This is a genomic window from Micromonospora salmantinae (assembly GCF_022230905.1).
In the GTDB taxonomy this organism is placed as follows: domain Bacteria; phylum Actinomycetota; class Actinomycetes; order Mycobacteriales; family Micromonosporaceae; genus Micromonospora; species Micromonospora salmantinae.
This window is the reverse complement of the sequence record NZ_JAKKFG010000042.1, coordinates 133,989-147,871: the sequence shown is the minus strand read 5'-3', so window position 1 is coordinate 147,871 and position 13,883 is coordinate 133,989. Positions and strand designations below refer to the sequence as shown.

Here is a 13,883-nt window from a genome sequence, read left to right as displayed (position 1 = left end):
GGATGGGCGCTCGTCAGCCGACGGCGGCCAGGTCGGTGAGCCGGGCCAGCGAGTCCTCCAGGTCGGCGCCGACCCGACGCAGTCCGAGGCGCAGCATGGCCGCCTTGACCGGGCCGGCCGGCCAGCGGACCACGATGAGGCGCACGATGGTCCCGCCCTCCTCCTCGTCTCCGGTGAGCTGGACGTAGATCTCGGTGCGTGCCTCCGCCCGAGATCCAGCGCCCTTGGCCCGTTCCCGCCAGCCGATCAGCGTCGGCTCCTGATAGGCGATCACCTCGGCCTCATGCGCCGAGCCGCGCCCAGCCTGGACGAGTTGTCGCCGCCCGAAGCCCTCTCCCGAGAGCACTTCGGCCGCTCGGACCCCGGCCAGCCAGGCCGGTAACTGCTCGGCCCGCTGTACGACATCCCAGACCACTTCAATTGGCGCCGCCACGTGCGCACTGCGTTCCACGAGGATCATTTCCGTCTTTCCTCCGGTGAGGACATCACACGATATCGGCACTCTATGCGTTAAATCGGACTTACCTGGACGGGTTCGGAAAAAGACACGCCGATCAACCATTGCGCATTGCGCCAGGCCGGCCTATGGCGCATTCATCGAGAGCGCCCTAAAGTCCCGAGCACGTTTCACGTTGACCGGGAGGGCGCATGTCGACCGCACCGATGCCCCAGTTCCCCACCGGCTTCCGCTGGGGCGTCTCCACATCGGCCCACCAGATCGAGGGCGCCACCACGGCCGACGGCCGAGCTCCGTCCATCTGGGACACCTTCGCGCGCTCCCCCGGGCGGATCAGCGACGGCAGCAGCGGCGAGGTGGCCTGCGACCACTACCACCGGCACACCGAGGACGTGGCGCTGCTGGCCGGCCTGGGTGTCTCCGCGTACCGGTTCTCCATCGCCTGGCCCCGGGTCCAGCCCACCGGCGCCGGCCCGGTCAACCCGGCCGGCCTGGACTTCTACGACCGCCTGGTGGACGAGTTGCTGGCCGCCGGCGTCGACCCGGTGGCCACCCTCTACCACTGGGACCTGCCGCAACCCCTCGAAGACGCCGGCGGCTGGATGCACCGCGACACCGCCGCCCGCTTCGCCGAGTACGCCGAGAAGAGCGCCGCCCGCCTCGGCGACCGGGTCCGGCTCTGGATCACCCTCAACGAGCCGTTCATCCACATGAGCCTCGGCTACGGCATGGGTGTGCACGCCCCCGGCCGGATGCTGCTCTTCGACGCCTTCCCGGTCGCCCACCACCAACTGCTCGGGCACGGGCTCGCCGTCGCCGCGCTGCGGAGCCACACCGCCAGCCCGGTGGCGATCGCCAACAACTACTCGCCGGTGCGGGTGCTCGGCGACCGCGACGCCGACCGGGCCGCCGGGGCGGCGTACGAGGCGCTGCACAACCGGCTCTTCACCGACCCGCTGCTCGGCCGCGGCTACCCGGAGCTGCCCGGCTTCGACCCGGGCGTCATCCACCCCGGCGACCTCGACACGATCGCCGCGCCGATCGACGTGCTCGGGGTGAACTACTACAACCCCACCGGCGTACGGGCGGCCGAGGAGGGTTCACCACTGCCGTTCGACCTCGTGCCGCTGGACGGCTACCCGCGCACCGCCTTCGACTGGCCGGTGGACCCCGACGGGCTACGCGAGCTGCTCGGCTGGCTGCGCGACACCTACGGCGACGCGCTGCCGCCCATCGAGATCACCGAGGGCGGCTGCGCGTACGACGACGCACCCGACGCCGACGGGCAGGTGGCCGACCCGGAGCGGATCGCGTACCTCGACGGGCACCTGCGGGCGGTCCGCGCCGCCATCGACGACGGGGTGGACGTACGCGGGTACTTCGTCTGGTCGCTGCTGGACAACTGGGAGTGGGCCGAGGGGTTCACCAAGCGCTTCGGTCTGGTGCACGTCGACTACGCCACCCAGAGGCGTACGCCGAAGTCGTCGTACACCTGGTTGCGGGACGTGATCACGGCCAGCCGGCCGGGGTCGGCGCGGTGACCACCCTCGACCCGACGCCGGCGTCGCTGCCGGCGGCGCTCGCCGAACCGACGGTGCCGGTGCGGCGCGGCTGGATCGGCCTGATCTTCGCGGCGAACCTCGGCGTGTGGATGGCGTTCTTCACGCCCATCCAGGTGCTGCTGCCGCAGCAGATCGAGCAGATCGCGCCCGGCGACAAGGAGAACATGCTGGCCGTGGTCACCGGCCTCGGCGCGCTGGCCGCGGTGCTGGCCAACCCCCTGGCGGGCGCGTTCTCCGACCGGACCTGCCTGCGGATCGCCGGCCGCGAGTTCGGTCGTCGGCACGTCTGGACGGCGGGCGGGGCAGTGCTCGGCGCCGCGGCCCTGGTGCTGCTGGCCCAACAACGGACCATCGTCGGCGTCGCCCTGGGCTGGGTCGCCGCGCAGGTCTGCTTCAACGCGATGCTGGCCAGTCTCACCGCCGCCATCCCGGACCGGGTCCCGGTGCGGCAGCGCGGCGGGGTCTCGGGGTGGGTGGGCATCCCGCAGGCGCTCGGGTTGGTACTCGGCGCTGTGCTGGTCACCGCCGTGGTCACCGGCAACGCCGCCGGGTACCTGGCCATCGCCGTGGCCATCCTGCTGCTGTCGCTGCCGTTCGCGCTGCTCACCCCCGACGAACCGCTGCCGCGTACCCATCGACCGGCGATCCGGACGCGGGCGCTGCTGGCCTCGATGTGGATCAGCCCCCGCCGGCACCCGGATTTCGCGTGGGCCTGGATCACCCGGTTCCTGGTCCAGTTGGGCAATGCCCTGGGCACCCTCTACCTGCTGTACTTCCTCAGCGACGGGGTGCGCCACCCCGACCCCGAGGGCGGCCTGCTGGTGCTGATCCTGCTCTACACGCTCGGGATGATGCTGACCGCCGTGGTCGCCGGCCGGATGTCCGACCGTTCCGGCCGCCGCAAGATCTACGTGATCGTCTCCGGGCTGATCATGGCGGTGGCGGCGCTGCTGCTCGCGGTGGCGCCGGTCTGGCCGATGGCGATCGTCGCGGCGCTGCTGCTCGGCGCCGGCTACGGCGTCTACCTCTCGGTGGACGCCGCGTTGATCACCCAGGTGCTGCCCCGGGCCACCGACCGGGCCAAGGACCTGGGCGTCATCAACATCGCCAACTCGGCGCCGCAGGTGCTCGGCCCGGCGCTCTCCGCCCCGCTCGTGGTGTACCTCGGCGGTTATCCCACGCTCTACGCGGTCACCGCAGTGGTCACCCTGCTCGGCAGCGCGCTGGTCGTCAAGATCCGCTCGGTGCCCTAGGGGGCGGTGGCGGAAAGCAGTCGCGTACCGCCGTAGGCTGGGGGACGTGACAGTACGTGTGCGCTTCGCCCCTTCCCCGACCGGTATGTTCCACGTCGGCGGCGCCCGCTCGGCGCTGCAGAACTGGATTTACGCCAAGCAGCAGGGCGGCGTGTTCGTGCTGCGCATCGAGGACACCGACGCGGCGCGCAACAAGCCCGAGTGGACCGAGGGCATCCTCTCCGCGCTGGACTGGATCGGGATCTCCCGGGGCAGCTACGAGGGCCCGTACTTCCAGTCGGCGAACGCAGGCGAGCACCGGGCCGCCGCCGCGCGCCTGAACGAGTCGGGCCGCGCCTACTACTGCGACTGCACCCGCGAGGACGTGCAGGCCCGCACCGGCTCGCAGTACCAGGGCTACGACGGCTACCACCGCGACCGTGGCCTCGGCCCCGGCCCCGGGCACGCCCTGCGCTTCCGTACGCCTGACGAGGGCGCGACAGTGGTGGTCGACCTGATCCGTGGTGAGCCCACCTTCGAGAACAAGCTCATCGAGGACTTCGTCATCGCCCGGGGCGACGGCTCGCCGGTCTTCCTGCTGGCCAACGTCGTCGACGACATGACCATGGGCATCACCCACGTGATCCGGGCCGAGGAGCACCTGCCCAACACCCCCAAGCAGCAGTTGCTCTGGGAAGCCCTCGGGGTCAAGCCGCCGATCTGGGCGCACGTGCCGGTGGTGGTCAACGAGAAGCGGCAGAAGCTCTCCAAGCGCCGGGACAAGGTCGCCCTGGAGGCGTACCGCGACGAGGGTTACCTGGCCGGCGCGATGCGCAACTACCTCATGCTGCTCGGCTGGGCCCCCTCCGACGACCGGGAGATCGTTCCCTGGTCGGTCATCGAGGACGAGTTCCGGCTGGACGAGGTCAACCTCTCCTCGGCGTTCTTCGACGAGAAAAAGTTGCGCGCGTTCAACGGCGAGTACATTCGCGCGTTGCCGGTGGCCGAGTTCATCGACGCCTGCCAGCCGTGGCTGACCGGCACCGGGACCATCGCGCCGCCGCCGTGGCAGCCGGAGGAGTTCGACGCCGACGCGTTCGCCGCCGTGGCGGCACTGGCCCAGACGCGGATCGCGGTGCTCAGCGAGATCGTGCCGAACGTCGACTTCCTCTTCCTGGCCTCACCGCTGATCGACGAGGCCGCCTGGACCAAGACGATGAAGGACGGTTCCGCCGAGCTGCTGGACGACGCCGTCGCGGCGTTCGAGGCGCTGGAGTCCTGGGACGCCGAGTCGTTGAAGTCGACCCTGGAGGCGGTCGGCGCCGAGCGGGGCCTCAAGCTCGGCAAGACGCAGGCGCCGGTGCGGGTCGCGGTCACCGGCCGCACCGTGGGTCTGCCGCTGTTCGAGTCGCTGGAGGTGCTCGGTCGCGAGCGCACCCTGACCCGGATGCGCGCCGCCCGCCTGCGCCTGGTCTGACTGTCGCTCGTCGACGTGTCACGAGCGCGTCGCCGGTGCAACTCCGCATCGCCCTGTCCTTTGCTCTGCACCCCAATAGGCGCCGGTCGCAGACCGTAGCCGTCGCATCCGCGGGTGCAGAGCAAAGGATGACCCGCACGCCTGCCCACCGGGGGGCGGCGAGGATCAGAGGGTTACCGAGCTCGTCGCTGTCGGCGGAACACGAGGCCGGCCCCGAGTGCGGCGAGCAGCAACAGGCCGCCGAGCGCCCAGATCCACCAGCGACCGCCAGAGTCGGACCGCTCCGACGCCGCCGGCACCGTGGAGGCCGTCGAGCTGCCGGGGGTCACCGACGCGGGCCCGGCGGAGGGTGCGCCCTCGGCCGACGTGGCAGCCGAGGGCGAGCCGGCCGGGCTGGTGCCGGCGGCCGACGGCGAGGCGGACGGGTCGGCCGCGGTGCCGGTGGTGAGGGTGAACCGCACCTCGCCCTTCACCGGGTGCCCATCGGACGACGCGAGCTGGTAGCCGACGATGTAGAGCCCCGCGGCGGCCGGCTTGAACGGCACCCGCACCCGACTGCCGTCGAAGGCGGGAGTCCCGCCAGCGACCACATTGTCCGGTCCGGTTATTGTGATCTTCGTCGTGGTCGGCGACGGCTTGGCGAGGAACCGCAGCTCGACCCGGGCGGGTGCCGACGCCACGCGGGCGCCGTCACGCGGGTTACTGCCGGTCAGCTGGTTGTGGGCGGCGGCCGGGGTCGCCGGCACCAGAAACGACACACCGAACGCCACGCCGAGCACCACTGGCATGACCCGCACCGTACGTGTAACCCTGCCCCCCATGAACCCCTCCGTAAGGGTACGATCCGCCCGCTGATCAAACGGCTCCTCATTAGTCGAGCAGAGATCGCAGATAGTTCCAAATACTGTTCCGAAAGCTGCAACTCATCGACGTTCTGCGGAGTCTGTAGGAGTGGACGCGACCATCCGGTCGATGCCGCACCGGCAGATCGGTCCAGACGTCACAACGAAGCCATCCATCGAACGGGGCGAGGAGGCGGGATGGTCCGACACATGAGGCGGTTCGCCGCCGTGTTGGCGGGCACGCTGACGGTGGCACTGCTGTCGCTCGGCACCGCCGGCTCGGCCTCGGCGGCGCCGAAGCCGGCACCCGCCGGAGTGGACATCACCGGCACGGGGCTGTCCGCGCCGCTGCGGCTGCACGCGGACAAGGAGCCCGCCCTCGTGGGCGCGGTCATCGACCAGGTCAACTTCCTCGCTCGCACCGGCATGCCGACCGGTCCGAAGGCAGCCAACCTCGGTCCGAAATACACTGTCGTGGTGCTCGCCGGCGAGACGCCGAAGCAGACCTACGACCTCTATCCCAAGGCGATCGGCGGCCCCCGCGTCTTCCGGCCGGCGAAGCAGCCGGACGGCCGCAAGACCAGCGCCGGCTGGTTCCTGGGTCGGCTCAGCATGTCCGAGACCCTGCGCACCGCCGGTGTGCCGCTGGAGCGGCAGTTCGACACGGTCAGTGGCGGCGCGGGCGGCGGCGAGCGAGTCCTCCCGGAGGACACGCTCGACCCGGCGAAGGACCTCGACGAGGCGCTCGGCGACCTGCAACGCCTGCTGCTGCTCAACGTCGGCGTGATGCTGACCATCACGGTCGGCCTCGCCGGGATCGCCCTACTGATCCGCCGCCGCACACGCTGAGCCGGCGTACCCGCTGACCCGCCGCACTCGCTGGTCAGCGGGTGCGTCGCCGGTGTTCAGCACCAGCGGCGCGGTGGGCGCTCCCGGCGGGTGGCCCGCGGCCGCGGTCGGACCGCGCCGTGCCGATGTGCCCCGGCCCAGCCGGGAAGTTCGCTGAGGCAACCAGCGGGAACGTCCGAGTCGGGCTCGGCGAGACCGGCGGGCTCGGCGGAGCGCTGACGCGGCAGCAGGGGCTCGTCGTCGACGCGCCCGTGCAGCGGCTCCACCGGGTGCGATGGTGCGCCGCCGACCGGCCGGCGGTGCTTGCCAGCCGCCTGCGGGTCGTGGTGCCCCGGCCGGCAGGGCTCGCCCTGGGCGCAGCCGTGCTCGGCCTCCCCGTGCGCCATCCCCGGTCTCCTCACGCTCGCCTCACCCTCGGGTGCTCTCCCCGAGGTGCCCTGTCACCGTACTGGCCGGGACCGACGGGCCGCGCGCAGCGTACCCGGGGTCCGGACCGGCCGGTCCTCGAAGACGCCGCTGAGCGCGGGGGCCGGTTACGCAGTTCACAGCTTCTTCTGGTGCCGTTCACCCGGGGCGTCCCGGCCGAGGGCACACACCGGCGGTCGGTAAGGGTCCGCGTACCCCTTTCGGCGCATGGCGGCGCGGTCGAGGTCCTCCCCCGGTGGGAGTTCGGCGGGCGACGGCTGTGGTGGGATCGGGGCATGCGTGCGCCACCGTGGCTCGACTCCGGCACCCTCGGCCGCGACCTCGTGCTGGCCGGCGCGTCACTGGCCGGTGGCCTGGTGCTGCACGGCCTGGGTTGGCAACCGCAGGTCCGTCCGGACGGGAACGTGCCGTCGGCGTTGTTCCTGCCGCCGCTGGTGGCGGTCTGCGTCGCCGTCGGCCTACGGCGGGTCGCACCACGCGCCAGCCTGGCCGTGGGGACGGGCGCGCTGGTGGTCGACACGGCGCTGGGCAGTTCGCTGGGCACGGTCCTGGTCTACACGCAGGTGCTCTACGACGCCTGCGTGTACGGCCCGCCCCGGCTGTGGCGGTGGTTGCTGCGGATCACCGTGGCGCTGAGCCTGGTCGGGGTGGTCGTCGGCGTGCTCGGGTACGGCCAGTGGCGCGGGGCGGCGCTCGGGGTCCTGGTGGTGCTCGCCGGGGTGCTGCCGGTCCTGACCGGCATCAGTGTGCGGCAGTACCGCGACCAGGCCGCCGCCGAGCGGGCGCGGGCCGAGCAGACCGCCCGGCTGGTCGAGTTGGACCGTCGGCAGGCGGTCAGCGCCGAACGGGCCAGGATGGCCCGGGAGTTGCACGACGTGGTCGCGAACCACCTCAGCGCGGTGGCCATCCACGCCACCGCCGTGCTCTCCGTGCCCGGGTTGGATCGCGGTCAGGTGGAGTCGGCGCTGCGGGTGATCCGGGAGAGCAGTGTGCAGGGCCTCGCCGAGATGCGCCAGATGATCGAGGTGCTGCGCGAGCCCGGGACCAGCGCAGACCCGGCCACGCCGGAGGTGGTCACCGCGCGGCTGGCCGAGGCGGACGGACTGGTCGACCGGGTCCGGGCGGCCGGCCTCGCGGTGCGGGTCCGGACCGATGGCACGCCGGGCGCGTTGCCGGTGGGGGTGGACCTCGCCGCGTACCGCATCGTGCAGGAGTCGCTGACGAACGCGCTCAAGCACGGCACGGGTGAGGCGGAGCTGACGATCGCGTACCGGCCGGCCGAGGTGGTGCTGACTGTGGAGAACCCGGTGCGCCGGGGCGGGGCCGGGCTGCCGGGCGCCGGGGCCGGGCTGATCGGCATGCGGGAGCGGGCCACGCTGCTGGCCGGCCGGTTCACCGCCGGGCCGCACGACGGCCGTTGGCAGGTGCGGGCGGCCCTGCCCACCGGGGAGGGCGGGTGACCGGGCCGGCAAGGCCACCGGACGACGCGGGCCCGGCGACGGTACGGGTGGTGCTCGCCGACGACCAGCCGGCGGTACGGGCCGGACTGGTCCTGATCCTGAACAGCTCACCGGGCGTCGAGGTGGTCGGCGAGGCGGCCGACGGCGACGCCGCGGTGCGCCTGTGCCGGGAGTTGCGCCCCGACGTGGCGGTGCTGGATGTGCGGATGCCGCGTCGGGACGGGATCTCCGCGACCCGGGCGATCGTCGGCGACGGGCTCGCCGACGTGTTGGTGCTCACCACCTTCGACCTGGACGAGTACGTCTTCGGGGCGTTACGGGCCGGCGCGGCCGGGTTCCTGCTCAAGGACACCGACGCCGAGGGCCTGGTGAGCGCGGTACGGACGGTGGCGCGGGGCGACGGCTTCATCGCGCCCACTGTGACCCGCCGGTTGATCACCGCCTTCGCGGCCACCGCGCCGGGCGCGTCGGCGGACGCGCGGGCGGCGCTGGGCACCCTCACCCCACGTGAGCGTGACGTGTTGGCCTGCCTCGGGTTGGGCCTGTCCAACCAGCAGATCGCCGATCGACTGGTGCTGGCGGAGAGCACCACAAAGACCCATGTGAGCCGGATCCTGGCGAAGCTGGACCTGCGCAGCCGGGTGCAGGCAGCGATCCTTGCCCAGGAGGTGGGCCTGCCCGCTCCCCCACAGCCGTGAGACGGACACCGACGGTGGTCGGCGGACCGGTGCCGGCGTGGTTGGCCTGCTCACGACGTGTCAGGCTAGGGCGGTGAGCACGCCGGGCGGTGGGGAGCTGTCGGCCACGCTGCGCCGGATCGAACGATCGGCGGGGGCGTTGGCCACCTCCAGCGTGGCCCGGATGGACGAGACGCTGCCCTGGTTCCGGGCGCTGCCGGCCGACCAGCGTTCCTGGGTGATGCTGGTGGCCCAGGCGGGCGCGAGGTCGCTGGTGCAGTGGCTGCGCGACGGCGGTGGCACTGCGGACAGCACCCAGGAGGTCTCGGACGAGGTCTTCGCCGCCGCCCCGCAGGCGCTGGCCCGGTCGATCACCCTCCAGCAGACCGTGGCGTTGATCAAGGTGACGATCGACGTGGTCGAGGAGCAGGTGTCGCACCTGGCCGCCGAGGGTGAGGAGCAGCAGCTACGCGAGGCGGTGCTGCGCTTCTCCCGGGAGATCGCGTTCTCCGCCGCCCGGGTGTACGCGCGGGCCGCCGAGTCGCGCGGCGCCTGGGACGCCCGGTTGCAGGCGCTGCTTGTCGACGCGCTGCTGCGCGGTGACTCGCCGGACGTCCTGGCCAGTCGGGCCGCCGCGCTCGGCTGGGCGGACGCGCCGCCGGTGGCGGTGGCTGTCGGTCGGTCGCCCGGCGGCGAGGTCTCCGCGGTGCTGCACGTGGTCTACCGGCAGGCCCGCCGGATCGGCGTGGAGGTGATCGGCGGCGTCCACGGCGACCGGTTGGTGATCGTGCTGGGCGGCGCACCTGACCCGCTGACCGCCACCGCGAAGCTGCTGAGCGCGTTCGGGGACGGCCCGGTGGTGGTCGGTCCCGCCGTACCGAGTCTCGACGAGGCGACCGAGTCGGCACGGGCCGCGCTGTCCGGCTTTCGGGCCGCACCAGCCTGGCCGAGCGCGCCCCGGCCGGTGCCGGCCGCGGACCTGCTGCCGGAGCGGGCCCTCGCCGGCGACGCCGAGGCCCGTCGGCGGCTGCGTCACGATGTGTACGCGACGCTGGTGCGCGCCGGTGGGGAACTGCTGGCGACGCTGGACGCCTTCCTGGCCGCAGGTGGGACGCTGGAGAGCGCGGCGCGGGCACTGTTCGTGCACCCGAACACGGTGCGCTACCGGTTGCGCCGGATCGCCGAGGTGACCGGGTTCTCGCCGCTGTCGCCGCGCGACGCGTTCGCCCTTCAGGTCGCGCTGACCGTGGGTCGGTTGGATCCGGTCGCCCCGCTGGCCTCGCCGGTCCCGACTCAGACAATGACCCCGGCTACCCGGAAATCCGCCCAAACCGAGGATGATCCCCGCCGATCTTTGTAGGAAACCTCTAAAGGTCCTAGTGTGGTTTGGTCGAAGGCGGCACCGCGTTACCCGCCTTTATCCGGGAGAGTCATAGACGTGCTCGCCGTACTTAGTCCCGGCCAGGGTTCTCAGAAACCCGGCTTCCTGACCCCCTGGCTCGACCTGACCGGCACCGAGGCGCGACTGCGCGACTGGTCGGCGTTGGCCGGGGTCGACCTGCTGCACCTGGGCACCAAGGCCGACGCCGACGAGATCAAGGACACCGCCCGCACCCAGCCGTTGCTGGTCGCCGCGGCGTTGCTCGCGGCCGAGCACCTGCCCCTGGACGGCGTCGCGCTCACCGCCGGCCACAGCGTCGGCGAGTTGGGTGCCGCCGCCCTGGCCGGTGTGCTGTCGGCCGACGCCGCGATCACCCTGGCCGGGGTTCGCGGCCGGGAGATGGCCGCCGCGTGCGCGTTGGAGCCGACCGGAATGGCCGCGGTGCTCGGTGGCGACCCCGACGAGGTGATCGCCGCGATCGAGGCGAACGGGCTCTACCCGGCCAACCGCAACGGCGCTGGGCAGATCGTCGCCGCAGGCGCCCTGGACGGGCTCGACAAACTCGCCGCCGCGCCGCCGGCACGGACCCGGATCATCCGACTCCAGGTGGCCGGCGCGTTCCACACCCCGTACATGGCTCCGGCCGAGACCGCGCTCGCCGCGGAGGCCGCCGGGATCACCCCCGCCGACCCGGCCCGGACTCTGCTGTCGAACCTCGACGGCACCGCGGTCGACAACGGCGCGGCCATGGTGCAGCGCCTCGTTCGTCAGGTCACCGCACCGGTGCGGTGGGACCTGTGCATGCGTACGCTGGCCGACCTCGGGGTCACCGGCGTGATCGAACTGCCCCCGGCCGGCACCCTCGCCGGCCTGGTCAAGCGGGAACTCAAGGGCGACGGCGCCCCGGAGATCGTCACCCTCAACACCCCGGACGACCTGCCGGCCGCACGGGACCTGATCGCCCGTATCGGAGGTCGTTCATGACTGGCAGTCGCATCGTCTCGATGGGGCACTACCAGCCCTCCCGGGTGGTGACCAACGACGACATCGCCCAGCTCGTCGACACCAACGACGAGTGGATTCGCGACCGGGTCGGCATCGTCAGCCGGCGGATCGCCGACAGTGAGACGGTCGCCGACATGGCCGCCGCGGCCGCCGGCAAGGCGCTGGCCAACTCGGGCCTGACCGCCGCCGACATCGACCTGGTCGTGGTCGCCACCTGCTCCTCCATCGACCGCAGCCCCAACGTGGCCTGCCGGGTCGCCGCCAAGCTGGGCATCACCGCCCCTGGCGCGTTCGACCTCAACACCGCCTGCTCGGGCTTCGCGTACGCGCTGGGCACCGTCGACCACGCCATCCGGGCCGGGGCGTCGCGCAACGCGATCGTCATCGGCGCGGAGAAGCTGTCCGACTTCACCGACTGGACCGACCGCTCCACCTGCATCATCTTCGCGGACGGAGCCGGCGCCGCGGTGGTCTCCGCCACCGCCGACGACGAGCCGACCGGGATCGGCCCGGTCGTCTGGGGTTCGGTGCCGGACAAGAGCGACGCGGTCCGCATCGAGGGTTGGCGCCCGTACATCCAGCAGGAGGGGCAGGCGGTGTTCCGCTGGGCCACCACCGCTATCGCGCCGCTCGCGCTGCAGGCCTGCGAGCGGGCCGGGGTCGACCCGTCGGAGCTGGCCGCGTTCGTGCCGCACCAGGCCAACGCGCGGATCATCGACGGCATCGCCAAGCGGCTCAACATCCCCGACGCGATCATCGCGAAGGACATCGTCGAGTCCGGCAACACCTCCGCGGCGAGCGTGCCGCTGGCCCTGTCAAAGCTGGTAGAGCGCCGGGAGGTGCCCTCGGGCGCACCGGTGCTGCTGTTCGGCTTCGGCGGTGGCCTGACCTACGCCGGTCAGGTCGTCCGCTGCCCCTGACCCCCTCGGGCGCGTACGCGTCCAGGAGTGGCGGTCGGCGACGCCGGCCGCCGGAGAACCCCGATGAAAGGAACCAACCGCAATGACCCGTGACGAGATCACCACCGGCCTCGCCGAGATCCTCGAAGAGGTTGCCGGGGTGAACCCGGACGACGTGGCCGAGGGGAAGTCCTTCACCGACGACCTCGACGTCGACTCGCTCTCCATGGTTGAGGTAGTGGTCGCGGCCGAGGAGAAGTTCGGCGTCAAGATCCCGGACAACGAGGTGCAGAACCTCAAGACCGTCGGTGACGCTGTCAGCTACATCGCGGCGCAGTCCTGATCATGAGTCGTCCAGACGTCGTCGTCACCGGGCTCGGCGCGACGACCCCGCTTGGCGGGGACGTCGCGTCGACCTGGGACGCAATGCTCGCCGGCCGCTCCGGGGTGAGTGCCCTCACCCAGGAGTGGGCCGAGCAACTGCCGGTCCGAATCGCCGCCCAGTTGGCCGTGGAGCCGTCCGAGGTGCTGGACCGGGTCCGCCTGCGCCGCCTGGACCGTTCCGAGGCGATCGCGATCATCGCGGCGCAGCAGGCCTGGGCGGACGCCGGCCTCGCCGGCTCCGACCTCGACGGGGAGCGGTTGGCCGTCAGCGTCGGCTCCGGCATCGGCGGTGCCACCACGCTGCTCGCCCAGGACGACATCCTGGAGGCGTCCGGGCCACGGCGGGTCTCCCCGCACACCATCCCGATGCTGATGCCGAACGGTCCGGCCGCCTGGGTCGGGCTGGAGCTGGGCGCCAAGGCCGGCGTGCACTCGGTGGCCAGCGCCTGCGCCACCGGCGCCGAGGCGATCGCCCTCGGCCTGGACATCATCCGCTCCGGCCGGGCCGACGTGGTGGTGGCCGGCGGCACCGAGGCGGTCATCCACCCGCTGCCGATCGCCGGCTTCAGCTCGATGCGGGCCATGTCCACCCGCAACGACGACCCGGAGCGGGCCTCCCGCCCGTGGGACCGGGGCCGGGACGGCTTCGTCCTCGGCGAGGGCGCCGGCATCGTGGTGCTGGAGCGGGCCGAGCACGCCGCGGCCCGGGGCGCCCGGGTGTACGCGCGCCTCGCCGGTGCCGGCATCACCTCCGACGCGTACGACATCGTGCAGCCGCACGCCGAGGGCGAGGGCGCGATCCGGGCCATCGCCAAGGCGATCGCCGACGCGGACGTGGCCAAGCGGGACATCGTGCACGTCAACGCGCACGCCACCTCGACCCCGGTCGGGGACATGCTGGAGATCGGTGGGCTGCACAAGGCGCTCGGCGACCACCCGGTGCTGTCCGCGACGAAGTCGATGACCGGTCACCTGCTCGGTGCGGCCGGTGCGCTGGAGTCGATCGCCACCATCCTGGCGATCCGCGACAGTGTCGTCCCTCCGACGATCAACCTCGACGACCCTGAGCCGGGCCTCACCCTGGATGTCGCCGCGCACAAGGCCCGCCACATGGAGATCCCGGCCGCGTTGAACAACGCGTTCGGCTTCGGCGGCCACAACGTGGCTCTCGTCTTCGCCCGCCCCTGAGATCCTGCGAAAGGGCCCCTTCTCTCGACGAGGAGGGGCCCTTT

Annotated in this window: 13 protein-coding genes and 1 pseudogene; 11 read left to right on the top strand and 3 right to left on the bottom strand. The window is 72.3% G+C overall.

Going from position 1 to position 13,883, the window contains the following annotated elements; translation table 11 throughout:
• Positions 1 to 13 precede the first annotated feature (13 nt).
• A complete protein-coding gene (locus PSH03_RS24545; protein ID WP_210783445.1) occupies positions 14 to 460 on the bottom strand; it encodes an SRPBCC family protein in 447 nt (148 codons plus the stop codon).
• Positions 461 to 648: 188 nt separating this feature from the next.
• On the opposite strand from PSH03_RS24545, the gene PSH03_RS24540 reads away from it, so the two are divergent.
• The 3 genes from PSH03_RS24540 to gltX are packed head-to-tail and all read left to right on the top strand — an operon-like array spanning position 649 to position 4,728.
• A complete protein-coding gene (locus tag PSH03_RS24540; protein ID WP_210783443.1) occupies positions 649 to 1,998 on the top strand; it encodes a GH1 family beta-glucosidase in 1,350 nt (449 codons plus the stop codon).
• On the top strand, positions 1,995 to 3,272 hold the full coding sequence (locus tag PSH03_RS24535) for an MFS transporter (protein WP_238690539.1): 1,278 nt from the start codon (positions 1,995 to 1,997) through the stop codon (positions 3,270 to 3,272). The genes PSH03_RS24540 and PSH03_RS24535 overlap by 4 nt, the downstream gene beginning before the upstream one ends.
• Positions 3,273 to 3,318: 46 nt before the next feature.
• Positions 3,319 to 4,728 (top strand): glutamate--tRNA ligase, encoded by a 1,410-nt coding sequence (gene gltX, locus PSH03_RS24530; RefSeq protein WP_308194397.1) that lies wholly within the window; start codon positions 3,319 to 3,321, stop codon positions 4,726 to 4,728.
• A gap of 173 nt (positions 4,729 to 4,901) precedes the next feature.
• Here gltX and PSH03_RS24525 read toward each other — a convergent pair whose 3' ends face one another.
• Complete coding sequence (locus PSH03_RS24525) at positions 4,902 to 5,516, bottom strand: copper resistance CopC family protein (protein WP_238690538.1); 615 nt, start codon at positions 5,514 to 5,516, stop codon at positions 4,902 to 4,904.
• Between the two features lie 252 nt (positions 5,517 to 5,768).
• Here PSH03_RS24525 and PSH03_RS24520 point away from each other — a divergent pair, with 252 nt between their 5' ends.
• Positions 5,769 to 6,419, top strand: coding sequence for a hypothetical protein (locus PSH03_RS24520; protein ID WP_210783437.1), 651 nt, complete (start codon positions 5,769 to 5,771; stop codon positions 6,417 to 6,419).
• A gap of 56 nt (positions 6,420 to 6,475) precedes the next feature.
• Here the strand turns inward: PSH03_RS24520 and PSH03_RS24515 are convergent, their stop codons facing one another.
• Positions 6,476 to 6,805 (bottom strand): hypothetical protein, encoded by a 330-nt coding sequence (locus tag PSH03_RS24515; protein ID WP_210783435.1) that lies wholly within the window; start codon positions 6,803 to 6,805, stop codon positions 6,476 to 6,478.
• 315 nt (positions 6,806 to 7,120) lie between these two features.
• Here PSH03_RS24515 and PSH03_RS32710 point away from each other — a divergent pair, with 315 nt between their 5' ends.
• The 7 genes and pseudogenes from PSH03_RS32710 to fabF all read left to right on the top strand — a co-directional run bounded on the left by PSH03_RS32710 (position 7,121) and on the right by fabF (position 13,839).
• Complete coding sequence (locus PSH03_RS32710; protein WP_305076104.1) at positions 7,121 to 8,305, top strand: sensor histidine kinase; 1,185 nt, start codon at positions 7,121 to 7,123, stop codon at positions 8,303 to 8,305.
• Positions 8,302 to 9,003 carry a response regulator gene (locus PSH03_RS24500; RefSeq protein WP_210783431.1) on the top strand — a complete coding sequence of 234 codons (702 nt, stop codon included), beginning with the start codon at positions 8,302 to 8,304 and terminating at the stop codon, positions 9,001 to 9,003. The genes PSH03_RS32710 and PSH03_RS24500 overlap by 4 nt, the downstream gene beginning before the upstream one ends.
• A complete protein-coding gene (locus PSH03_RS24495) occupies positions 8,963 to 10,342 on the top strand; it encodes a PucR family transcriptional regulator (RefSeq protein ID WP_372494865.1) in 1,380 nt (459 codons plus the stop codon). The genes PSH03_RS24500 and PSH03_RS24495 overlap by 41 nt, the downstream gene beginning before the upstream one ends.
• A 78-nt stretch (positions 10,343 to 10,420) precedes the next feature.
• Positions 10,421 to 11,338 (top strand): annotated as a pseudogene (locus PSH03_RS24490) (ACP S-malonyltransferase); the annotation flags it as partial.
• Between the two features lie 5 nt (positions 11,339 to 11,343).
• Positions 11,344 to 12,288, top strand: coding sequence for a beta-ketoacyl-ACP synthase III (locus PSH03_RS24485; protein WP_091409280.1), 945 nt, complete (start codon positions 11,344 to 11,346; stop codon positions 12,286 to 12,288).
• Positions 12,289 to 12,370: 82 nt separating this feature from the next.
• Positions 12,371 to 12,610 carry an acyl carrier protein gene (locus tag PSH03_RS24480; RefSeq protein WP_030330276.1) on the top strand — a complete coding sequence of 80 codons (240 nt, stop codon included), beginning with the start codon at positions 12,371 to 12,373 and terminating at the stop codon, positions 12,608 to 12,610.
• Between the two features lie 2 nt (positions 12,611 to 12,612).
• Positions 12,613 to 13,839 (top strand): beta-ketoacyl-ACP synthase II, encoded by a 1,227-nt coding sequence (fabF, locus tag PSH03_RS24475; protein ID WP_124855678.1) that lies wholly within the window; start codon positions 12,613 to 12,615, stop codon positions 13,837 to 13,839.
• Positions 13,840 to 13,883: the final 44 nt, after the last annotated feature.